Raw genomic sequence first — 22,121 nt, 5'->3', positions numbered from 1 at the left:
CGCTTGGCAAAAAAATGAAACATATTTTCGGCGCGCAAGGATATTACCGAGGCGGTAATGCGGTAAAGGACGATGATGGCGCTGAGCCATTATTTGCGACAGAAAGCCATGTCGGCCTCAACACGGCGCTGTCAGGAAGGGAAAGGCGGGGCGTCGGCCGATTGACCGCGCCCCGCACTGACTCAAGGAATGACCGGCGGCGTATACGCCAATGTCGTGCCCAGCACCCACAGCAAGAACAGCACCAGCGGCGTGTGCACCAGCAATTGCACGAACGAGAAGCCGATCAGGTCGCGCGCCTTCAGGCCAAGCACGCCCAGCAGCGGCAACATGTAGAACGGGTTGATCAGGTTCGGCAGCGCTTCGGCGGCGTTGTAGATCTGTACCGCCCAGCCGAGGTGGTATTGCAGATCGTTGGCGACTTGCATCACGTACGGCGCTTCGATGATCCACTTGCCGCCGCCGGACGGGATGAAGAAGCCGAGAATCGCCGAGTACACGCCCATCAGCAACGCGTAAGTGTCGTGGGAGGCGATGCTGACGAAGAAGGTCGAGATGTGATGCGCCAGCGTCTGCGCGTCGGCGCCTTTGACCGTGGTCAGCAGCGCGGCGATCGAGCCGTACAACGGGAACTGGATCAGCACGCCAGTGGTGGTCGGCACCGCCCGGGCCACTGCATCGAGGAAGCTGCGTGGGCGCCAGTGCAGCAGGGCGCCGAGCATGATGAACAGGAAGTTATAGGTGTTGAGCCCGGAAATCGCGGTGATCGCCGGTTTGCTCGAGAACTCGTGGAACAGCCAACCGGCGGCCAGCAGCACCAGCAAGATGATCAGCAGCGGACTGTGCTCCAGCCATTCGCCGGGCCGGGTACGCGGTTGCAGCGGTGGCAGGTTGAACGCCGGGTCGATGCCACAATCCTTGGCATCGCGCGCAGAGTTCTGGCCGGGTGCGGTGGCGTAGGCGACGATGATCGAAATCACGATCAGCGCCAGCAGCATGGCGCCGGACTGCCAGAGGAAGATGGTTTGGGTGAACGGAATCACCCCGGTGATCGACAGGATCGCCGGCGGCAGGCTGGCCGGGTTGGCCTGCAACTGCGCCGCCGATGAGGACAGGCCCAGCGCCCAGACCGCGCCCAAGCCCAGATACGCCGCCGCACCGGCCGCGCGGTAATCCATTTTCAGATCGGTGCGGCGGGCGAGGGCGCGCACCAGCAAACCGCCGAATACCAGCGACAGGCCCCAGTTCAGCAGCGAGGCGACCATCGAGATCAGCGCGACCCAGGCCACGGCAGAGCGGCCGTTTTTCGGGATGCGCGCCAGTTTGTCGATCAGCTTGACCGCTGGCGGCGAACTGGCGACGACGTAGCCGCCAATCACCACGAAAGCCATTTGCATGGTGAACGGGATCAGGCTCCAGAACCCGTCACCGAACGCCATCGCGGCATCGGTGGGTTTGGCGCCCATGGCCAAAGTGGCCAGCGCGACAATGATCACCGCCAGTGCGGCGAATACCCAGGAGTCGGGGAACCAGCGTTCGGCAAAGCTTGAACAGCGCAAGGCAAAGCGCGCAGAGCGGCTATCTTCGATATCAACGGCCACAGGGAGTACCTCGGATTTTTATGGTTATTGTGGGTCTGCAGCACGCTGAGTGCTTTGGGTGGGAGCGGGCTTGCTCGCGAATGCGGTGTGTCAGTCGACGCTGATTTGGCTGACACAGCGCATTCGCGAACAAGCCCGCTCCCACAGGTTTTCACCAGGTGCGGCTGGAGACTGGTCTAAACAGTAAATCAAGCCTGGCTGTTTTGTGAGCTGGTTTTGCGAAACCGGGACTATGGTCTAACGGGTTGTCCCCAGGCAGATTTGCGTAGACCATGGGCGCCTTGGTTTTTTGCCTACCAGAGTTCTTTGCCATGACTGCCCAATCCACAGCCCGACCGGCGCCGTTCAGCCGCTCCGACTACAAGACCCTCGGTCTTGCGGCCCTCGGCGGGGCGCTGGAGATCTACGATTTCATCATTTTCGTGTTCTTTGCCCTGACCCTCAGCCAATTGTTCTTCCCGCCGGAAATGCCCGAGTGGCTGCGTCTGCTGCAAAGCTTCGGGATCTTCGTCACCGGTTATCTGGCGCGCCCGCTGGGCGGAATTCTGATGGCGCATTTCGCCGATCGCCTGGGCCGGAAAAAGGTTTTCAGCCTGAGCATCCTGATGATGGCGCTGCCGTGCCTGCTGATCGGGATCATGCCGACTTATGCCCAGATCGGCTATTTCGCGCCGCTGCTGTTGCTGGCGCTGCGCATCCTGCAAGGCGCGGCGGTCGGCGGCGAAGTCCCGAGCGCCTGGGTGTTCGTCGCCGAGCACGCGCCTGCCGGGCATCGCGGTTACGCGCTGGGCTTTTTGCAGGCCGGGCTGACCTTTGGTTACTTGATTGGCGCGCTGACCGCGACTTTCCTTGCACAAGTGTTCACCCCGGCGGAAATCCTTGATTACGCCTGGCGTTATCCGTTCCTGCTCGGTGGTGTGTTCGGCGTGATCGGTGTCTACCTGCGCCGCTGGTTGAGCGAAACCCCGGTGTTCATGGCCATGGAAGCCCAGCGTGAAGCGCGGGTCGAACTGCCGTTGCGCACGGTGCTGCGCGAACATCGTCTGGCGATGTTGCCGGCGATGCTGCTGACCTGTGTGCTGACGTCGGCGGTGGTGGTGTTCGTGGTCATCACCCCGACCATGATGCAGAAAACCTTCGGCATGACCGCCAGCCACACCTTCGCCCTGAGCGCGTTGGGCATCGTCTTTCTCAACATCGGTTGTGTGATTGCCGGATTGCTGGTCGATCGCATCGGTGCCTGGCGCACGGTCATGCTTTATAGCCTGCTGCTGCCGTTGGGCATTGGTGTGCTTTATAGCTGTCTGATCATGGGCGGCAATTGGGTCGGGCTGGCGTATGCCGTCGCCGGCTTGGGCTGCGGTGTGGTCGGCGCGGTGCCATCGGTGATGGTCGGACTGTTTCCGGCGCGGATTCGCGTGTCGGGCATCTCCTTCACCTACAACATTGCCTACGCCGCGTGGGCGAGCATCACACCGCTGTTGCTGATCGGTCTGATGCCTTGGAGTCCGTGGATCTGCGTAATGTTCTGTGCGGTGATGGGCGCAGTCGGCATTGTCAGCGCGGCGTATTTCGGTTCGCGCATGAGCAGTGTCGGGCGCCAAGCCGTGGCGCCCTGTTCCTGACGAGTGTCAGGTCAACCAGTGCCACCACAATAACGTCCCCACCAGTCCCACCACCGAGACAATGGTTTGCAGAATCGACCAGACCCAGATCGTCTGTTTGAGTTGCAAGCCAAAGTACTCGCGAACCATCCAGAAGCCGGCGTCATTCACGTGGCAGAAGAACACGGAGCCGGCGCCAATCGCCAGCGCCACCAGTGAGCTTTGCGTCGCGGCGAGCCCCGCCATCATCGGCGCCAGAATCCCCGCCGTCGTGGTCGTGGCGACCGTCGCCGAACCCGTAGCCTGACGCAACGCCACGGCAATCAGCCAGGCCAGCAGCAGGTAGGGCATGTGCGCACCCTCGGCGACTTTGCTGATGGTCTGGCTGACGCCGGCGTCCAGCAAGGTCTGCTTCAAGCCGCCGCCGGCACCGATGGTCAGCAGCAACACGGCAATCGGCGCCAGGCTTTTGCGCAGCGTGCCGCCGACTTGCTCGCGCGGCATGCCGTTGGCCCAACCGAGGCAGATCACTGCCGCCATCACCGCAATGCCCAGCGCCACCAACGGTTCGCCGAGGAACTTCAGGGTCAGGGCGACGCTGCTTTCCGGACTCATCGCGACTTTCGCCAGGGTGCTGCCGAGCATCAGCAGCACTGGCAACAGAATGATCAGCAGCGACATGCCGAAACTCGGCTGGCGCGGCGCTTTCGGCGGGGCGCTGAACAGTGCGCCGAGCTCTGCCGGCTCATCGACGTGCATGCGTTTCGACAGCCAGTTGCCGTAGATCGGCCCCGCCAGGATCACGGCCGGAATCGCGATGCTGAAACCCAGCAACATGGTCAGCCCAAGGTCGGCATGCAACGCACTGACCGCGATCAGCGGCCCGGGATGCGGCGGCATCAGGGCATGCAGGGTGGTCATCCCGGCCAGCGCCGGAATGGCGATTTTCAACAATGGCTGACCCGAGCGGCGGGCCATGACGAAGATGATCGGCACCATCATCACCAGCCCCACTTCGAAGAACAGCGGCAGGCCGATCACCATCGCCACCAACGCCATGACCCACGGCAGGTACTTGCCTTTGCCCAGCCCGAGCAGCGTCGAGGCGATACGGTCGGCCGCGCCGGACTCGGCCATCAGCGCACCCAGCATCGAACCCAGGGCAATGATGATCCCCGCTTCTCCGAGAATCGCCCCGGCGCCTTTGCTGAACGCCTTGGCCACGTCTTCTGGTGGCAGACCGGCGCCGACACCGGCAATGAAAGTGCCGATCAGGATCGAGAGAAAAGGTGGAAGTTTGGTGGCGCTGATCAACACGATAATCGTCGCAATCGCCAGCAGGCAGCAAAGAATCAGGCGGGTGTCATGCACCATCCAGGCAGCGGTCGATAAATCCAAAACGGCACTCCTTATCGGGCGGTTACCTGCAACATGTTGTTGCAATTTGACCTGAGAATACCTGAAGTGGCCGGGCCAGAGCGGCGGCTTTTGTAACGGCTCAGTGGAGTGATCGATAGGAGTAAAAGCCCGGCGGGATTATTTTTGACTGGCCGGTCTCAAACGCTCTTCAGAAAAGTTTTCCAAGGCCGATGGTTAAGCTGCATCCCGCTTTCTACCCTGCCTATCGGTACTTTCCCATGTTCAACAAACGCCTCAAGCAAGAGCTGGCTACGCTTCGTGAAGAACTCTCCAGCCTGCTGCAAGTGAAGGAAAGCCTGGAAAGCGAGATGCTGGTGCTGACCCTGGAACCCGATGGCCGGATTCAGTCGGTCAATCAGAACTTCCTTGGCGAGATGCTCTACAAGAGCCAGGATCTGGTGGGGCGCGCCATTGAAGACATCGTTCCGGCGCATGTGAAGGCCGATGACTTTCATCATCGCTTCAAGGCCGCACTGACCCGTGGCGAACATTTCGCCGGGGCCGTGCGCCTGTTGCGTGGTAATGGCGAAGAGGCGTGGCTGCGCTCCATCGTGCAGCCGGTGCGCTCTTCGGACGGGCGGATCAAGCATTTCTCGATTTTCTCCAGCGACCTGACCCGCACCATCGAAGCCTCTCGCGAACACGAAAACCTGATCGGTGCGCTGGTGCGTTCGACGGCGGTGATCGAGTTCGATCTCAATGGCAACGTGCTCAATGCCAACGAGCGCTTTCTGCAGGGCATGGGTTACAGCCTGGCGCAGATCAAAGGCAAACATCACCGGATGTTCTGTACGCCCGAGGAGTACAACAGCGCCGAGTACCAGAATTTCTGGCGTCGCCTGAACAACGGCGAGTTTGTCGCCAACCGCTTCAAGCGCGTCGACAGCCATGGTCGTACGGTGTGGCTGGAGGCGTCCTACAACCCGGTGGTCGATGCCAACAACAAGCTGTACAAAGTGGTGAAGTTCGCCACGGTGATTACCGATCAGGTCAACCGCGAACAAGCGGTGGCCGACGCGGCCAGCATTGCCTATAGCACTTCGCAGCAAACCGACAGCACTGCGCAACGTGGCACCACGGTGGTCACCGAGGCAGTGAATGTGATGCGTGATCTGTCGCGCCACATGCAGGCGGCCGGTGAGGGCATCGAGGCGCTGAACGAGCAGTCGCAGGTGATCGGCACCATCGTCAAGACCATCAGCGGCATTGCCGAACAGACCAACCTGCTGGCGCTCAACGCCGCCATCGAGGCGGCTCGCGCTGGGGAACAGGGCCGGGGCTTTGCGGTGGTTGCCGACGAAGTGCGGCAACTGGCCTCGCGCACCAGTCAGGCGACCGAAGAGATCGTCACCGTGGTGCGACAGAACCAGGAGATGGCGCGCAATGCCGTGGCCCTGATGACCGACGGCAAGCTGCAGGCTGAACAAGGGTTGGCGCTAGCGGCGGAGGCGGGCACGGTGATCGTCGAGATCCAGGACGGCGCGCAGAAAGTGGTGGATGCGGTCGGCCAGTTTGCCAATCAACTCTCTAACTAATCTCCATTGATCCCATGTGGGAGCGAACTTGCTCGCGAATGCGGTATGTCATTCAACATAGATGTAACTGACCTATCGCCTTCGCGAGCAAGCTCGCTCCCACAGGTTTTTCATCCGCCTTCTTTCTGTGGTCTGGCGCTACAATCTGTTCCTTTTTCCCCGGAGCAGATCCCCATGAGTGCTTCCCACCGCCGCCCGGTGCCCTTGAACAAAGCCTATCGTCTGCTCAATCACGGGCCGACCGTGCTGGTCAGCGCTGCCCATGACGGCCAGCGCAACATCATGGCCGCCGCGTGGGCGATGCCGCTGGATTTCGAACCGCCGAAAGTTGCGGTCGTCCTCGACAAGTCCACCTGGACCCGCCAGTTGCTCGAAGCGTCCGGCACTTTTGTGCTCAACGTGCCGTGCGTCAATCAGGCTGACATCGTGCAAACCGTCGGCAATACCTCGGGTCTGGAAATCCAGCAGAATCAGGGGCAGGACAAGTTTCAGGCTTATGGCCTGCAAACCTTCGCCGGTGAAACCGTCGAGGCGCCTCTGTTCGAAGGCTGCGTGGCCTGGCTCGAATGCCGCTTGCTGCCCGAACCGCGCAACCATGAGCAGTACGACCTGTTCCTCGCCGAAGTCATCGCCGCTCAGGCGGATGAACGGGTGTTCAGCGACGGGCGCTGGCATTTCGACGGGCATGATGGCTTGCGCACGCTGCACCACGTGGCCGGCGGGCATTTCCTGACGATTGGCGATGCGGTGGACGGTAAAACCCTGCCGCTGTGACCTGCATCTGATGGAAAAGGCGCGCCGGATGTAGCAAGGTGTGGGGCATTGTCGAACCAATCAGGCGCTCGCCCCATGGACCTTTCGCTTTATCTCGCCCCGTTGCTGTCGCTGGCGCTGTTGTGGACGGTCGCGGTGGTCACCCCCGGCCCGAACTTCTTCAACATCGCCCAACTGGCGGTCAGCCGTTCCCGACGCCATGGCGTGGTCGCGGCGCTGGGCGTCGCCACCGGCACCGTGTTGTGGGGCCTGGCCGGCGGTTTGGGGATTCAGACCTTGTTCAGCGCGGCGCCAACCCTGTACCTGAGCTTCAAGATCGCCGGTGGCTGCTACCTGATCTACCTCGGCCTCAAGCAGTTCAAACGCAAAGCGCCGATTGCCGCCGGTACGCTGGATGAGTCGCAGCAGACCCTGCTCGGCGCCTACGGGCGAGGCTTTCTGGGCAACATGACCAACCCCAAGTCGGCACTGTTCGTCGCCACCATCTTCGCCACCGCGATGCCGGCCCACGTCCCGCCGCTACTGCTGACGCTGGCCGTGCTGACCATGACCACGCTGTCGTTCAGCTGGTATTGCAGCGTCGCGCTGTTCTTCGCCAGCCGCCGGATCGCGAGCGTTTACGAACGGTCGCGGCAATGGCTGGATCGCTTGGCCGGTGGTTGTTATCTGCTGTTTGGAGCGCATCTGGTGGCTAATCGCTGAGCCGGGTGATATTGCGCGTTAAACCCGTTGCATAAAAAAGGCTTACCTCGCGGTAAGCCTTTTCTTTTTCCTGCGTCGCCTCAATCCCCCAACGCTTCCCCCTCACGCCGTGGATCCGCGCCACCTTCCAGCGAGGCTTTCCCTTGCGCATCCTTGACCCGCACGATCGCCTGCGTGCCGCTGGTCATGTCGATTTCATTCACAACATGTCCCTTGTCCTTCAGCGCCTGAATCAGCGCCGGGCTGAACTGGCCCTGTTCCAGTTCGGTCGGGCCGTTGCGGCTGCCGAAGTTGGGCAGGCTGATGGCGCTTTGCGGGTCGAGGTTCCAGTCGAGCAGGCCGAGGGTGGTCTTGGCCACGTATTCGATGATCTGCGAACCGCCCGGCGAGCCGACGCTGGCGAGGAATTCGCCGCTGTTGCGGTCGAAGATCAGCGTCGGCGCCATCGACGAGCGTGGGCGTTTGCCGGGTTCGACGCGGTTGGCGACTTTCTGCCCGTTCTCTTCGGGGATGAACGAGAAGTCGGTCATCTGATTGTTCAGCAAAAAGCCCTGCACCATCAGATGTGAGCCGAATGCCGCTTCGATGGTGGTGGTCATCGACACCGCGCCGCCCAGATCATCCACGGCAACGACTTGCGAGGTGGAGATGCGCAGCGGCGAGCGATCCGGCGCGTAGGCCACCTGCACGCCCGGCGGTGTGCCCGGCTTGGCGCTGCCCATGCTGCGCTCGCCGATCAGGCTGGCGCGGCTGGCGAGGTAACCCGGGTCGACCAGGCCTTTGACCGGCACCGGGACGAAGTCGGTATCGGCCACGTATTGCGCGCGGTCGGCGTAGGCCAGGCGTTCGGCTTCGGCGATCAGGTGCACGGCTTGCGGTGCCGGTTCGATGCCGGCGGGTTTGTCGGTTTTCAGCGGTTTGAGCGGTGTCAGCGACAGACGCGGGTCGCGGCTTTCCAGCGCCTGCAACGTGCCGAGAATCTGCGCCACGGCGATCCCGCCCGACGACGGCGGCGGCATGCCGCAGACCTGCCAGCGCTTATAGTCGGTGCACAGCGGTGCGCGTTCCTTGGCCTGATAGCGCTGAAGATCATTCAGCGACAGGCTGCCGGGATTGGCGTGGCCCTGCACCTTGGCGACGATCTCTTCGGCGATCGGACCTTTGTACAGCGCGTCCGGACCTTCGGTGGCGATGCGCTTGAGCACGGCGGCCAATGCCGGGTTTTGCAGACGGGTGCCGACGGCTTTGACGCTGCCGTCGCGGTTGAGGAAGTAGGCGGCCATGTCCGGCGATTTACGGATCACCGGGTCGGATTCCAGCAGCGAATGCAGGCGCGGTGAAATCGCAAAGCCCTGCTCGGCGAGTTTGATCGCCGGTTCGAACAGCGTGGCCCACGGCAGGCGACCGTGTTGTTTGTGTGCCATTTCCAGCGCACGCAGCACGCCCGGAGGAGTACCCACCGAGCGCCCGCCGATCTGCGCCTGCGGGAATGGCATCGGTTTGCCGTCGGCCTGCAGGAACAGCTTCTCGGTGGCACCCGCCGGGGCGGTTTCACGTCCGTCGTAGGTGCGCACCTGTTTGCCGTCCCACAACACGATCATCGCACCCCCACCGATCCCGGAGGATTGCGGTTCTACCAGGGTCAGCACCGCTTGCATGGCAATCGCCGCGTCGATGGCCGAACCACCCTTGCGCAACATCTCGCGACCGGCCTCGGCGGCCAGCGGATTGGCGGCAGCGGCCATGTGTTGACTGGCGTGGCGAGTCTGCAGATCGGTGCGGTAACCGGAAGCGGCCTCCGGCGCCAGCGGCAAGGTCGAGGAGGGCGGGGCGTTGCACGCGGTGAGGGTCAGGGCGCTGATGATCAGCGTCAGGGCAGGCAGGCGAAAGCGGCTCAGGGGCAGGGCTGGAAACACGTGGGGCTCTCCGTCCGTGGGGTGAAAGGTCTGACGGACTTTATCGACCGCTCGGTCGCGACGCAAACCGGTGGGCATTTTTGTCTTTCTTTTCCGGGCGGATATTCGCTAGGGTCAACGTCAAACTCATCGAACTGAAACAAAGCCCCTGTGGGAGCGAGCTTGCTCGCGAATGCGGCGTGTCAGGCAACCAAAATGTTGAATGCACAATCGCTTTCGCGAGCAAGCTCGCTCCCACAAATACAAAACCAACAAGAGGCGACGCATGCACAGCGAGTTCCCCACCGAATCCAGTTACCGCGATCAACGCGAACGGTTTCTTGCCGCCACCAACGCCGCTGGCGCCACGCTCACCTCCTACGCCCATCCGCGCTGTGGCCCTTTCGGCGAACCGCTGCGCACTGATGTCGCGGTGCTCGGTGATCCGCAGGCAAAGCGCCGGCTGGTGGCGCTCAGCGGCACTCACGGAGTTGAGGGCTATTACGGCTCGGATTGCCAGATCGACTGGCTGAAGACCTTCGTGCCGGGCTCGCTGCCCAAGGATGTCGCGGTAGTGATGATCCACCTGATCAACCCGTGGGGTACGGCGTGGCTGCGGCGGGTCAACGAAGACAACATCGACCTCAACCGCAATCACCTGGATTTCGCAGGATCGCTACCGGACAACCGCGCCTACGCCACGCTGCACAAGATCTACGCCTGCACCGATTTGCACGGCCCCGAGCGTAAGCGCGCCGACGCCTTGCTCGACGGGCAAATTACCGAACACGGCTGGCCGGCGGTGATGTCGATTGTCGAGGGCGGTCAGCATAGCCATCCCGATGGACTGTTCTATGGCGGCCGCGCGCCGAGCTGGTCGAATCGCACGTTGCATCAGATCATCGACGCGCATCTGGCAGGCGCGCAAACCGTGATGTGTTTCGACCTGCACACCGGCGCCGGCGAATACGGTCATCCGATGTTGCTCACCATCACCCAGGCGCCTTACCCGGCGTTGGCGCAAGCACAGTCGATCTACGGCCCATGGTTGTACACCTTGCACACCGGCGCCGAAACGTTGAGCGAAACCGGTGTCGCCGCGACGGCTACCGGCTACACCTCACAGGCATTGCTCAATGCGTTGCCGGGCGTGCAACTGATGCCGTTCGTGATCGAATGCGGGACGTATCCGGGGCCGGAGGTGCATCGTTATTTGCGCGATGATCACTGGTTGCATCTGCATGGCGATCCGCTGGATGCGACGGGGCGGGCGATCAAGTTGAAACTGCTGGAGCAGTTCTATCCGGCCGATCCGGACTGGCGGGCGATGGTCGGGTTGCGTACTCGGCAGATCTGGGCGAAGGGGCTGATGGCCCTGTCGGCAGAGCAGACCTGAATAGGTCAGGATTGGCATTGTGGTGAGGGATTTATCTCCTCACCACAGAGGGCGGTTTTCTCGAGGCATAAAAAAACGGCCTACCCTTCGGTAAGCCGTTTTTAGTACTTGGTGGCTACACAGGGACTTGAACCCCGGACCCCAGCATTATGAATGCTATGCTCTAACCAACTGAGCTATGTAGCCAAGTGGCGCGCATTATTCCCCTGAAATGGAAAAGCGTCAAGCGTAAATTTAAAATATTTCTTCTTATTTTCAACCGCTTATCCTCCGCCCCCGGAAATCGGGGCTGGGCAGGGCGTCAACGCAGCTGGAATCTCGCGGTATTGGCGCTCAACGCATGGCTGCCTTGGCTCAGCGTGTCCGCTGCGAGGTTCACCGCCCGCGCACCTTCAAGCAAACGCATCGCGGCCTGATCGACTTGTTGAATATTGCCGCTGACTTCATCGGCGGTGCTCGCCTGTTCCTCAACGGCGGTGGCGATCTGCGCCAAAGTGTCAGTGACACTTTGCACCGCGCTGGCGATTTCACCAAGACGTTCACCGAGGCCGGTCACGGCTGCGGCATCTGATTGTGCCTGGCCGCATGCGGCTTCCATCAGACTCACCGCTTCGTTGACCGTGGCGCGCAAGCTGTCGACGGTGCCGGCGATCTGCGCGGTCGACGATTGGGTGCGCTGCGACAGGCTGCGCACTTCATCGGCGACCACGGCAAAGCCGCGTCCCTGTTCGCCGGCGCGTGCCGCCTCGATCGCAGCATTGAGCGCCAACAGATTGGTCTGCTCGGCGACGCCACGAATGGTGTCGACCACCAGTTGAATCTGCTGGCCCTGTTCGCTGACTCGACCGAGTGCCGCTGCGGTTTCGTTGAGGCGTTGATTGAGCTGCTGAATGCTCGCCGTGGTGCGCTGGCTGTCGCGGCTGCTGTCGGCGGCGATGCGCCGGGTGTGCTGGGCGCTGCCGGAAGCCTGTTCGCAACTGGCCGCCACACCTTGCGAAGTGGCGGCCAGTTGCGTGGCAGCGGCGGCGATCTGGCTGATCTGCAACTGTTGTGCTTCGACTTCGCTCAGCGCGCCGCTGGAATGATCGTTGAGGCTGCGCACCGCGTGGCTCAGTTGCGAGGTTTCGTGATCGACCCCGAGCATGCTCGCGCGCAGTTGCACCACCGCGACGTTGAGCGCGGTGCTGATCGCCGCCAGCTCATCGCGGCCCACCACCGGCACTTGCAGGCTGAGATTGCCGTCACGCAGGGCCTCGGCCAGCAGAGTAATGCCGCTGGCGCTGCGGCGGATCGAAGCCTGCAGACAGACGAACAGGTACAACGCCGCCAGCAGCAGGCAACCGAACACGGCGGCGACCACAATGAACTGGCGAATCGCTGAGGCGTGGTAGGCGTCCAGACGCTGATCCAGCGACAGCAGCGATTGCTGGCGCAACGACGCGAGATCACCCAGCAGAGCATCGAGGCTGCGTTCGAAGTCTTCAGGCTTGAGGGTAATGCTGCCGCCGAACACGCCGTCATCCAGCACCTTCAGCCCAGCGTCCAGACGCTTGAGGCTGTCGTGGTATTGACCGGCCCAGGTTTGCAGATCGCTCGGCAGGCGCGCTTCGAGCAGGCCTGCCGTTTTGACAAGCTGCTCGCGGGCGTCGCCGATGCGGCCGCGCAGGTCGCGTAGCTGCAAGCGACTTTGCAGGGTGAATTGTCCCGAGACCACCGAAGCCTGGCCGACGGCGGCGAGGCGGCCCACACGCTCGATCAGATCCGGTGCGTGCTGCGTGGAGATCTGCGTCAGCAGATAGGTCTCCAGCCATGGCGCCAGCGTCAGGCGGTTGTCCATGACGATCTGCTCGCGCAAGGCTTGCAGGGCGCTGAGGGCGTTGGTGAAACGATCGTAACCGTCCGGCCACCAACCGACGCTGCTCAGGCTTTTCGAATCCAGACCACCGAGCGCGGTTTGCAGGGCTTGATAGCGGGCGAGGGTTTCGCCTTCGGCACCTTCATTTTTCAGCGCGTTGCCCAAATCGCTGGTGGCTTGCTGGACGGCTGGTTGCACCGCGTCAAACGCCGCCATGGCAGCGAGGGTGGCCGGGGTTGGCTGGCGATTGGTTTCGGTGGCGCGCCAACGGGCGGCGCGGTCACGCTGGGCGGCGAGCAGGTTGTCCAGCGCATCAAGGCTGAGCAACTGGCGTACGCCGGCGCGTTCGCCGGAAATCAGGTTGAGCTTGTCGCGATAGTCCTGGCCGATCATCAACAGGCTGCCGGCCAACGGCAGAATAAATAGCAGAAACAACAGCTGGAATTTACGCGCGAATCCAAACCGCCCCAGCAATTTGATCCCCGGTGACAAGAAAGCCTGCATGCCTCATGACTCCTCTGGACACCACGCACCATTGGCGTGCATCACGGTCGTGCGACCTCGATGTCGTGCCCTGCTAAAAGGCCCCGAAAGTTCACTCTCGCCCGCTCTGTAGGCCGGCTCTGTAGCGAAACTTCCCATTCTCGGAGGCCTTTGTAAGGCCGCCGCGTTCGAGGGGAGAAGCAAGGCAAGATTCAGACCATGGCGTTGCGCTATCACCTATCCCATGTAGGAGCTGCCGAAGGCTGCGATCTTTTGATCTTTGTTTTTAAGATCAAGATCAAAAGATCGCAGCCTTCGGCAGCTCCTACAGAGATTGGTCTGTTATTCGGTTGATTAGTTAGCTGGCTAAGGGGATGGCGCTGGCGCACCGAAAAATGGCACATTGACGCACCTGCCTGCGTGCACCCATCTGCTGTACGGAAACTTTCATGGCTATCAGCAACGTTCAGACCGCCGCTGCCTCGGCGTCCGCTCCTCCGCAAAGCAGCCCGTTGGTGATGCGTATCATCGGCGCGGTGGCGCTAGCGCATTTGATCAACGACCTGATTCAGTCGGTGCTGCCGTCGATTTATCCGATGCTCAAAGCCAACTATGGCTTGAGCTTCACCCAGGTCGGCCTGATCACGCTGACCTTCCAGTTGACCGCGTCGCTGTTGCAGCCGTGGGTCGGTTATCACACTGATCGCCATCCGAAACCGTGGCTGTTGCCGGCGGGTTCGATCTGCACGCTGATTGGCATCGTGATGATGTCGGTGGTCGGCAGTTTTCCATTGATTCTGCTGGCAGCGGCGCTGATCGGTATCGGTTCCTCGACCTTTCACCCCGAGGCGTCACGGATTGCCCGGCTGGCCTCGGGCGGACGCTTTGGTCTGGCGCAATCGACCTTTCAGGTCGGCGGTAACGCCGGTTCCGCGTTCGGCCCATTACTGGCAGCGGCGATCATTATTCCGTTCGGTCAGGGCAACGTGGCGTGGTTCGGTCTGTTCGCGGTGTTTGCGCTGTTCGTGCTGTATCGCATCAGCCGCTGGTACGCCCATCACCTGAACCTGTTCAAGCTCAAGGCCGGGCAGGCGGCGACTCACGGGTTGTCGAAGGGCAGGGTGATCAGTGCGCTGGTAGTGCTCGGCCTGCTGGTGTTCTCCAAGTATTTTTACATGGCCAGCCTCACCAGCTATTTCACCTTTTACCTGATCGAGAAGTTCGACCTGTCGGTGGCCAGTTCACAGCTGCACCTGTTCCTGTTTCTCGGCGCGGTGGCGGCGGGGACGTTCTTTGGCGGGCCGATCGGCGACAAGATCGGGCGTAAGGCGGTGATCTGGTTTTCGATCCTCGGCGTGGCGCCGTTCACGTTGCTAATGCCGCACGTCGATCTGTTCTGGACCACTGTCCTCAGCGTGGTGATCGGCTTCATTCTCGCTTCGGCGTTCTCGGCGATTGTGGTTTACGCGCAGGAGTTGGTGCCGGGCAATGTCGGGATGATCGCCGGGGTGTTCTTCGGCTTGATGTTCGGGTTTGGCGGGATTGGCGCGGCGCTGCTTGGGCATCTGGCGGATGTGCACGGTATCGAGTACGTGTATTTCCTGTGCTCTTTTTTGCCGTTGTTCGGGGTGTTGGCGATTTTCTTGCCGCGCACCAAAAAAACCTGACCTACACAATTCCAACTGTGGGAGCGGGCTTGCTCGCGAAGGCGGTATATCAGTCGATATTAATGTGGCTGACCCACCGCCTTCGCGAGCAAGCCCGCTCCCACAGGGGGATTGGTGGTATTGCAAACAAATCTGTCAGGCACAAAAAAGCCGCGTATCAAACGCGGCTTTTTCTTGGGCGTGTCGCTTACACGTTGAAGCGGAAGTGCATCACGTCGCCGTCTTTGACGATGTAGTCCTTGCCTTCCAGGCGCCATTTACCGGCTTCCTTGGTACCGGCTTCGCCCTTGTACTGGATGAAGTCGTTGTAGGCGATGACTTCGGCGCGGATGAAGCCTTTTTCGAAGTCGGTGTGGATCACGCCGGCGGCTTGTGGTGCGGTGGCACCGACGCGGACGGTCCAGGCGCGGACTTCTTCGACACCGGCGGTGAAGTAGGTCTGCAGGTGGAGCATTTCGTAGCCGGCGCGGATCACGCGGTTCAGGCCAGGCTCTTCCAGGCCCAAGGCCTCGAGGAACATGTCTTTCTCTTCGCCGTCGTCGAGCTCGGCGATTTCCGCTTCGATCTTGTTGCACACCGGAACCACCATAGCGCCTTCTTCTTCGGCGATGGCCTTGACCACGTCCAGGTGCGGGTTGTTCTCGAAACCGTCTTCAGCGACGTTGGCGATGTACATGACCGGTTTGGTGGTCAGCAGGTGGAAGCCCTTGATCACCGACTTTTCGTCCGCGCTCATGTTCTTCATCAGGCTGCGCGCAGGCTTGGCCTCGGTGAAGTGCGCGATCAGTTGCTCAAGCAGAGCTTTCTGAACCACGGCGTCCTTGTCACCGCCCTTGGCGTTGCGCGCGACTTTCTGCAGTTGCTTCTCGCAGCTGTCGAGGTCGGCGAAGATCAGTTCCAGGTCGATGATTTCGATGTCGCGCTTCGGGTCGACGCTGTTGGACACGTGGATCACGTTGTCGTCTTCGAAGCAGCGCACCACGTGAGCGATGGCGTCGGTTTCGCGGATGTTGGCCAGGAACTTGTTGCCCAGACCTTCACCTTTCGACGCGCCGGCCACCAGGCCTGCGATGTCGACGAATTCCATGGTGGTCGGCAGGATGCGCTTCGGATTGACGATGGCCGCCAGGGCTTCCAGGCGCGGATCCGGCATCGGCACGATGCCGCTGTTCGGCTCGATGGTGCAGAAGGGGAAGTTCTCGGCCGCGATACCGGATTTGGTCAGGGCGTTGAACAGGGTGGACTTGCCGACGTTAGGCAGGCCGACGATGCCGCAATTGAATCCCATGGTGTTTCCCCTCGGATTAGAGTCAGGCCTTCTGGCTGTGCAGGTTTTTCATCGCGCGGTTCCATTCACCGGCGAGGATATCCGGCAGCACGCCGAGGGCAAAGTCGATGCTGGCATCGAGTTTTTCCTGTTCGGCGCGTGGCGCACGACCCAGGACGAAATTTGAAACCATACTGGCGACGCCCGGGTGGCCGATGCCAAGCCGCAGGCGGTAGAAAGTATTCTGATTGCCCAGTTGCGCAATGATGTCGCGCAACCCGTTGTGACCGCCATGGCCGCCGCCCTGCTTGAGCTTGGCGACGCCCGGAGGCAGGTCGAGTTCGTCGTGCGCCACCAGGATTTCTTCAGGCTTGATGCGGAAGAAACCGGCGAGTGCCGCCACGGCCTGGCCGCTGCGGTTCATGTAGGTGGTGGGAATCAGCAGACGAACATCCTGACCCTGATGCGAGTAGCGCCCGGTCAGGCCGAAATATTTGCGATCGGCCACAAGGCTCACACCTTGCGCGGCAGCGATGCGCTCAACAAAAAGGGCCCCTGCGTTATGCCGGGTCTGTTCGTATTCAGCGCCTGGATTACCCAGGCCAACGATCAGTTTGATGGCAGTCACGATAGGGGCCCTTCCTTGGAGTGGTGGTTAACATCGCCGCGATCAGTGAAGGCGGCGAAAGTGGACGAAAGTTGCTCATTTACCATGAATGTAAACTCCGCGTTCTCGCCCGCTTTCTCGCTACGTTCCAGTCCGCGATGTTTCACTCACTCCGACGAACAGAGTGAAATTACTCTGCTGCGCCTTCTTCGGTAGCTTCTGGAGCAACACGTGGAGCGTGGACGTTGGCTACTGCCTTGTCATCGCCGTGTGCCAGAGCAACGAACTCGACACCTTTAGGAGCTTTGAGGTCCGACAGGTGAACGATGGTGCCGATTTCAGCGTCAGCCAGGTCGACTTCGATGAACTCAGGCAGGTCTTTTGGCAGGCAGGAAACTTCGATCTCGGCAACAACGTGCGAGATTTCGCCGCCTTTCTTCACTGGAGCAGCTTCGTTGATGAAGTGCACAGGAACGATAGCGGTCAGTTTCTGGCCAGCTACAACGCGTACGAAGTCAGCGTGCATCACGTGGCCTTTGGCCGGGTGACGTTGCAGAGCTTTGATGACGACGTTTTGTTTCTTGCCACCAACGTTCAGCTCGATGATGTGGCTGTAAGCCGCTTCGTTTTCGAGCAGTTTGGCAACTTCTTTGGCCAGCATGCTGATGGATTCAGGGGCTTTGTCGCCACCGTAAACAACAGCTGGAACCAGAGCGGCGAGACGACGCAGGCGGCGGCTCGCACCTTTCCCCAGGTCGGAACGCACTTCAGCATTCAGAGTAAAATCGTTCATTTTGTATCTCCAAAATAGCCATGACCGAGTGGCGTTTGCGACCAGCGCCAAACACGGTATGGGCAAAAAAGCCCCGCCCCGACAGGAATGCCGGGGCGGGGCGCTTTTCGTCAACGAGACATTTCGAGAAGGGCAGGGCCCTTAACGGAACATCGCGCTGATCGATTCTTCATTGCTGATGCGGCGAACCGCTTCGGCAACAACCGGTGCGATATCCAGTTGACGGATACGTGCACAGGCTTGTGCTGCAGCGGACAGCGGGATGGTGTTAGTCACCACCAGCTCGTCCAGCACGGAATTTTCAATATTCTCGATGGCCCGACCCGACAGCACAGGGTGTGTGCAGTAGGCAAAGACCTTGGCTGCGCCATGCTCTTTCAGGGCCTTGGCCGCGTGGCACAGAGTGCCGGCGGTATCGACCATGTCATCGACCAGAATGCAGGTACGCCCTTCGACATCACCGATGATATGCATCACTTCAGAGTGATTGGCTTTCTCACGGCGTTTGTCGATGATCCCGAGATCCACGCCCAGGGATTTGGCAACGGCCCGTGCACGCACGACGCCACCAATGTCCGGGGACACGATCATCAGGTTTTCGAAGCGCTGATCTTCAATGTCATCCACCAGAACCGGGGAGCCGTAGATGTTATCTACCGGAATATCGAAGAAGCCCTGAATCTGGTCAGCATGCAGATCAACCGTGAGAACACGGTCGATGCCGACTACGGTGAGCATGTCAGCAACGACTTTCGCGCTGATAGCCACACGTGCGGAACGCGGACGGCGATCCTGACGGGCATAACCAAAATAAGGAATAACAGCAGTAATACGAGTAGCCGAGGAGCGGCGGAAGGCATCAGCCATCACTACCAGTTCCATCAGGTTATCGTTGGTCGGAGCGCAAGTCGGCTGAATAATGAAAACGTCTTTACCGCGAACGTTTTCATTGATCTCGGCAGTAATTTCGCCGTCGGAGAATTTACCGACAGAGATGTCACCGAGAGGGATATGCAGCTGACGTACAACACGCCGAGCCAGATCGGGGTTAGCGTTCCCCGTAAAGACCATCATCTTGGACACGCGCAGTACCTAGAGGCTGAGGGTAACCTGGATGAGTATAGAAAATGGCAGGGGCGGCTGGATTCGAACCAACGCATGGCAGGATCAAAACCTGCTGCCTTACCGCTTGGCGACGCCCCTGTATCTGTTGCTTCAAGTGCCTGGCACTTGATTCCTTTTAGAGCAGACTTTGCAGCTTGCGATGCAACATCGAAACGTTGCTTCCTTTCGCTACAAACCCTGTAAGGGTCTCTGTCAGAAGGGCCGAGACTTTATCAGCTTCAGCTTTGCTTGGGAAGCCCCCAAACACACAACTTCCAGTTCCGGTGAGTTTTGCTTCGGTAAATTTACCTAACAAATCCAATGCGTTACGTACTTCTGGATAACGCCTTGCAACCACCGGCAAGCAGTCATTTCGACTGTTTCCCTCGGGAACGGGGCGCACTTTAATGGGCGGCGTGTTACGTGTCAACAAAGGATCGGAAAAAATTTCTGCCGTACTTACAGAGACTTGCGGCACGAGTACCAGATACCACGGTTCTTCGGGGTCGACCGGGGTCAGTTTCTCGCCCACGCCTTCGGCAAAAGCTGCATGGCCACGGACGAAAACCGGCACGTCTGCACCGAGCGAAAGGCCCAGTGCCGCGAGGCGATCTTCATCCCAGCCCAGTTGCCACAAGTGATTGAGGCCTAGCAGGGTGGTCGCGGCATTCGAGCTGCCGCCACCGATGCCGCCGCCCATGGGCAGCACCTTGTCGATCCAGATGTCGATGCCGAGTGTGCAGCCGGACTGTTGCTGAAGCATTTTCGCCGCGCGCACGATCAGGTTGCTGTCGTGGGGCACGCCAGCGAATTCGGTGTGCAGATGAATCACGCCGTCATCGCGCACGGCGAAGGTGATTTCGTCGCCGTAATCGACAAACTGAAACAGCGTCTGCAGTTCGTGGTAGCCATCTGCGCGGCGCCCGAGAATGTGCAGCATCAGGTTGAGCTTGGCCGGCGACGGCAGCGTCAGACGTGGAGCGGTCATGCTTTATTGCCCCAATTTACGCGGTTGCCAGGTCTTGATCACCAGCGTCACGTCCAGATCGGTGCCGTGCAGTTTGATCCGCTCGGGCAGCCAGTAACCGTTTTGCTCGGCGTAGCTGAGGTACTCGACCTTCCAGCCGTCCTGTTCCAGATTGGCCAGGCGACTGTCGTTATCGAGGGTCAGACGGCTTTTGCTGCTGGGGGCCGGCAGGCCACGGACCCACCAGGCCAGATTGGATACCGGCAGCTTCCAGCCGAGTTGCTCTTCGAGCAGCGCTTCCGGTGACTCGGAGTCATAGCGGCCCTGATTGGCGACTTCCAGCGAAACCTTGCCCGGGCGCCCGGTCAGACGTGCCGCGCCACGACCCAGCGGGCCGGACAGGCGAATGTCGTAGTAGTCCTGGCGTTGCAGCCAGAACAGCGTGCCGCTACCGGAATCTTTCGGTGCGCGAATGCCGATCTTGCCGTCGATCTGCCAGCCGTCGAGGCCGGTCAGCTGTTGTTTGTTCGCGGCCCACTGAGCCGGACTGCCGTGGCCCTCGACCGATTCGCGAGCGCCGAAACCCGCGCAACCGGCGAGCAGGGCGATGAAGCTGAAAACAATAACGTGGCGCAAAAACATGAGTTAAAGAGTCTCGGATCCGGTCAGGCGCTTGATGGTGCTGCGCAGGATGGTGCTGTCGGGCTGATCTTTGAGGTACTTGCCCCAGACTTGTTTGGCCTCACGCTGATTGCCCTTGACCCACAGAACCTCGCCCAGGTGCGCGGCGACTTCGTGGTCCGGGAAACGCTCGAGCGCCTGACGCAGATATTTCTCGGCGTCGTCCAGATTGCCCATGCGGAAATTCACCCAGCCGAGGCTGTCGAGTACCGCCGGGTCTTCCGGATTGATCTGGTGCGCCTGTTCGATCAGGGCCTTGGCTTCAGCGTAGCGGGTGGTGCGATCGGACAGGGTATAGCCCAGCGCATTGAGCGCCATGGCGTTGTCCGGGTCGCGCTTGATGATCAGGCGCAGGTCTTTTTCCATCTGTGCCAGATCATTGCGTTTTTCCGCGAGCATGGCCCGGGTGTAGAGCAGATTCAGATCGTCCGGGTATTGCTGCAAGGCTTTATCCAGGGTTTTCCAGGCCTTGTCGTCCTGTTTGTTGGCCGACAGGGTTTCGGATTCGATCAGATACAGCTGGATCGCGTAATCCGGCTGGGCATCGCGTTCGGCGGCGAGTTTGCTCTGGGCTTCGGCGGTCTTGCCGTTGTTCATCAGAATATCGGCCTGGCGCAGTTGCGCCGGCAGATAGTCATTGCCAGGGCCGACCTGCGCGTATTCGATCAGCGCGCCCTGCGGGTCGTTGCGTTCTTCGGCGATGCGACCGAGGTTCAGGTGCGCCGAGTCAACGTGGCTTTCCCGGGCGATCAGGTCTTCCAGGTAACCCTTGGCCTCGTCCCAGGCCTTGGCTTCCAGGCACACCAGTGCCAGCGAATAACGCAGTTCGTCGTCTTCCGGGTATTGCTGAACGAGGGTGGAGAACTCGACCTTGGCGTCATCCATCCGGTCCTGTTCAACCAGCGTGCGCGCATAAGTCAGGCGCAGGCGTTTGTCGTCCGGGTATTTCTTGATGCTTTTGCGCAACAGCGGCAGGGCTTCGTCGCCACGATTCATGGTTTGCAGCAGACGCGCGCGCAGCAGGATCGGCGCAATCTCGCCTTCTTCCGGCGGGTTGTCTTCGAGCAGTGTCAGGGCGGCTTTATTGTCGCCGTCCTGTTGCAGCAGCAGGGCCTTGCCGAAAATCAGCTGGCTGTTCTTCGGGTGGCGCTGTAGCAGACGGTCGAAACTTTTCATCAGGCCGTTGCGGGTTTCCTGATCGGTATCGGCGGCCGACAGGGCGAGGAAGTCGAAATGGGTGTCGCCCTTGCCCTGCAGGACTTTCTCCATATAGACCATGGAGTCGTCGTAACGCCCGGCGCGGGCCAGTTGCACGGCGGCGGCGCGTTGCGCTTCAAGGTCGTCCGGGGCGTTTTTTGCCCAGATCAGTGCGGTGTCCAGCGCAGGCTGGTCGGCACCGAGGTATTCGGCGATGCGGAACGCGCGCTCGGAAACCCCCGGGTCCTGAGTATTGATCGCCTGGGTCACGTAGTTGTCCAGGGCAATGTCGAACCGATTGCGCTGGCCGGCGAGTTCGGCGCTCAGCAGGCTGAAAACGGTTTCCTCGCTGAACGAGCTGTAAACCTTGGGTTTTTCAGGCGTGGACGCGGTGTCTTCGACCGGCGGGGTACCGTCCGGCGAAACGGGTGCCATGGCCTGGCAGCCGCTGAGGAAGACAAAAGCAAGGAGCAACGCGGAAGATCTATTCATATAGGAAGAGGACGACTAACCTGCGGTCGGATCATCATGACACAAGCCTTCGGCCAAACATAACCGAGTCTCGAATGTGGCC

The 22,121-nt window shown here is 60.8% G+C and carries 17 protein-coding genes, 2 tRNA genes and 1 pseudogene; 7 read left to right on the top strand and 13 right to left on the bottom strand.

Going from position 1 to position 22,121, the window contains the following annotated elements; genetic code table 11:
* Positions 1–182 precede the first annotated feature (182 nt).
* Complete coding sequence (locus E3Z29_RS26730; protein ID WP_134787329.1) at positions 183–1,601, bottom strand: short-chain fatty acid transporter; 1,419 nt, start codon at positions 1,599–1,601, stop codon at positions 183–185.
* 311 nt (positions 1,602–1,912) lie between these two features.
* Between E3Z29_RS26730 and E3Z29_RS26725 the strand changes: the two genes are divergently transcribed.
* On the top strand, positions 1,913–3,226 hold the full coding sequence (locus E3Z29_RS26725) for an MFS transporter (RefSeq protein WP_098968455.1): 1,314 nt from the start codon (positions 1,913–1,915) through the stop codon (positions 3,224–3,226).
* Between the two features lie 6 nt (positions 3,227–3,232).
* Here E3Z29_RS26725 and E3Z29_RS26720 read toward each other — a convergent pair whose 3' ends face one another.
* A complete protein-coding gene (locus tag E3Z29_RS26720) occupies positions 3,233–4,603 on the bottom strand; it encodes a gluconate:H+ symporter (RefSeq protein WP_134787328.1) in 1,371 nt (456 codons plus the stop codon).
* Positions 4,604–4,794: 191 nt separating this feature from the next.
* Between E3Z29_RS26720 and E3Z29_RS30080 the strand changes: the two are divergent.
* The 4 genes and pseudogenes from E3Z29_RS30080 to E3Z29_RS26705 all read left to right on the top strand — a co-directional run.
* Positions 4,795–5,571 (top strand): annotated as a pseudogene (locus E3Z29_RS30080) (PAS domain-containing protein); the annotation flags it as partial.
* Positions 5,551–6,159 carry a methyl-accepting chemotaxis protein gene (locus E3Z29_RS30075; RefSeq protein ID WP_372241231.1) on the top strand — a complete coding sequence of 203 codons (609 nt, stop codon included), beginning with the start codon at positions 5,551–5,553 and terminating at the stop codon, positions 6,157–6,159. The pseudogene E3Z29_RS30080 and the gene E3Z29_RS30075, both read left to right, overlap by 21 nt.
* 174 nt (positions 6,160–6,333) lie before the next feature.
* Positions 6,334–6,933, top strand: coding sequence for a flavin reductase family protein (locus E3Z29_RS26710; protein WP_134787327.1), 600 nt, complete (start codon positions 6,334–6,336; stop codon positions 6,931–6,933).
* Positions 6,934–7,008: 75 nt separating this feature from the next.
* Positions 7,009–7,635: a LysE family translocator gene (locus tag E3Z29_RS26705; protein ID WP_134787326.1), complete on the top strand. Its 627-nt coding sequence runs from the start codon at positions 7,009–7,011 to the stop codon at positions 7,633–7,635.
* Between the two features lie 80 nt (positions 7,636–7,715).
* On the opposite strand, the gene ggt is transcribed toward E3Z29_RS26705, so the two are convergent.
* Positions 7,716–9,551 carry a gamma-glutamyltransferase gene (ggt, locus tag E3Z29_RS26700; protein ID WP_134787325.1) on the bottom strand — a complete coding sequence of 612 codons (1,836 nt, stop codon included), beginning with the start codon at positions 9,549–9,551 and terminating at the stop codon, positions 7,716–7,718.
* Positions 9,552–9,816: 265 nt separating this feature from the next.
* On the opposite strand from ggt, the gene E3Z29_RS26690 reads away from it, so the two are divergent.
* Positions 9,817–10,926, top strand: coding sequence for a DUF2817 domain-containing protein (locus E3Z29_RS26690; protein WP_134787324.1), 1,110 nt, complete (start codon positions 9,817–9,819; stop codon positions 10,924–10,926).
* 109 nt (positions 10,927–11,035) lie between these two features.
* On the opposite strand, the gene E3Z29_RS26685 is transcribed toward E3Z29_RS26690, so the two are convergent.
* A tRNA-Met gene (locus E3Z29_RS26685) sits at positions 11,036–11,112 on the bottom strand.
* Positions 11,113–11,227: 115 nt separating this feature from the next.
* The gene (locus E3Z29_RS26680) at positions 11,228–13,285 is read right to left on the bottom strand and encodes a methyl-accepting chemotaxis protein (RefSeq protein WP_134787323.1); all 2,058 of its coding nucleotides are present in this window, start codon (positions 13,283–13,285) and stop codon (positions 11,228–11,230) included.
* Positions 13,286–13,713: 428 nt separating this feature from the next.
* Here E3Z29_RS26680 and E3Z29_RS26670 point away from each other — a divergent pair, with 428 nt between their 5' ends.
* Complete coding sequence (locus E3Z29_RS26670) at positions 13,714–14,931, top strand: MFS transporter (RefSeq protein WP_096797288.1); 1,218 nt, start codon at positions 13,714–13,716, stop codon at positions 14,929–14,931.
* A gap of 187 nt (positions 14,932–15,118) precedes the next feature.
* Here E3Z29_RS26670 and ychF read toward each other — a convergent pair whose 3' ends face one another.
* The 8 genes from ychF to E3Z29_RS26630 form a co-directional block, all read right to left on the bottom strand.
* On the bottom strand, positions 15,119–16,219 hold the full coding sequence (gene ychF / locus E3Z29_RS26665; protein ID WP_047599160.1) for a redox-regulated ATPase YchF: 1,101 nt from the start codon (positions 16,217–16,219) through the stop codon (positions 15,119–15,121).
* A 22-nt stretch (positions 16,220–16,241) separates the two neighbouring features.
* On the bottom strand, positions 16,242–16,826 hold the full coding sequence (gene pth, locus E3Z29_RS26660; protein ID WP_095136805.1) for an aminoacyl-tRNA hydrolase: 585 nt from the start codon (positions 16,824–16,826) through the stop codon (positions 16,242–16,244).
* Between the two features lie 169 nt (positions 16,827–16,995).
* Complete coding sequence (locus E3Z29_RS26655; protein ID WP_095136806.1) at positions 16,996–17,598, bottom strand: 50S ribosomal protein L25/general stress protein Ctc; 603 nt, start codon at positions 17,596–17,598, stop codon at positions 16,996–16,998.
* A 141-nt stretch (positions 17,599–17,739) separates the two neighbouring features.
* Positions 17,740–18,681, bottom strand: coding sequence for a ribose-phosphate pyrophosphokinase (locus E3Z29_RS26650; RefSeq protein WP_003171603.1), 942 nt, complete (start codon positions 18,679–18,681; stop codon positions 17,740–17,742).
* A gap of 45 nt (positions 18,682–18,726) precedes the next feature.
* Positions 18,727–18,801 (bottom strand) — tRNA-Gln (locus tag E3Z29_RS26645).
* 37 nt (positions 18,802–18,838) lie between these two features.
* Positions 18,839–19,690: a 4-(cytidine 5'-diphospho)-2-C-methyl-D-erythritol kinase gene (ispE, locus tag E3Z29_RS26640; RefSeq protein ID WP_027612238.1), complete on the bottom strand. Its 852-nt coding sequence runs from the start codon at positions 19,688–19,690 to the stop codon at positions 18,839–18,841.
* Positions 19,691–19,693: 3 nt separating this feature from the next.
* Positions 19,694–20,311: a lipoprotein insertase outer membrane protein LolB gene (gene lolB, locus E3Z29_RS26635; protein WP_095136807.1), complete on the bottom strand. Its 618-nt coding sequence runs from the start codon at positions 20,309–20,311 to the stop codon at positions 19,694–19,696.
* A gap of 3 nt (positions 20,312–20,314) precedes the next feature.
* Positions 20,315–22,039 carry a tetratricopeptide repeat protein gene (locus E3Z29_RS26630; protein WP_096797286.1) on the bottom strand — a complete coding sequence of 575 codons (1,725 nt, stop codon included), beginning with the start codon at positions 22,037–22,039 and terminating at the stop codon, positions 20,315–20,317.
* Between the last annotated feature and the right edge of the window lie 82 nt (positions 22,040–22,121).

This window comes from Pseudomonas sp. S150, from assembly GCF_004526365.1.
In the GTDB taxonomy this organism is placed as follows: Bacteria; Pseudomonadota; Gammaproteobacteria; order Pseudomonadales; family Pseudomonadaceae; genus Aquipseudomonas; species Aquipseudomonas putida_A.
The sequence above is the reverse complement of the archived record's forward strand: the minus strand, read 5'-3'. Positions and strand labels throughout refer to the sequence as shown.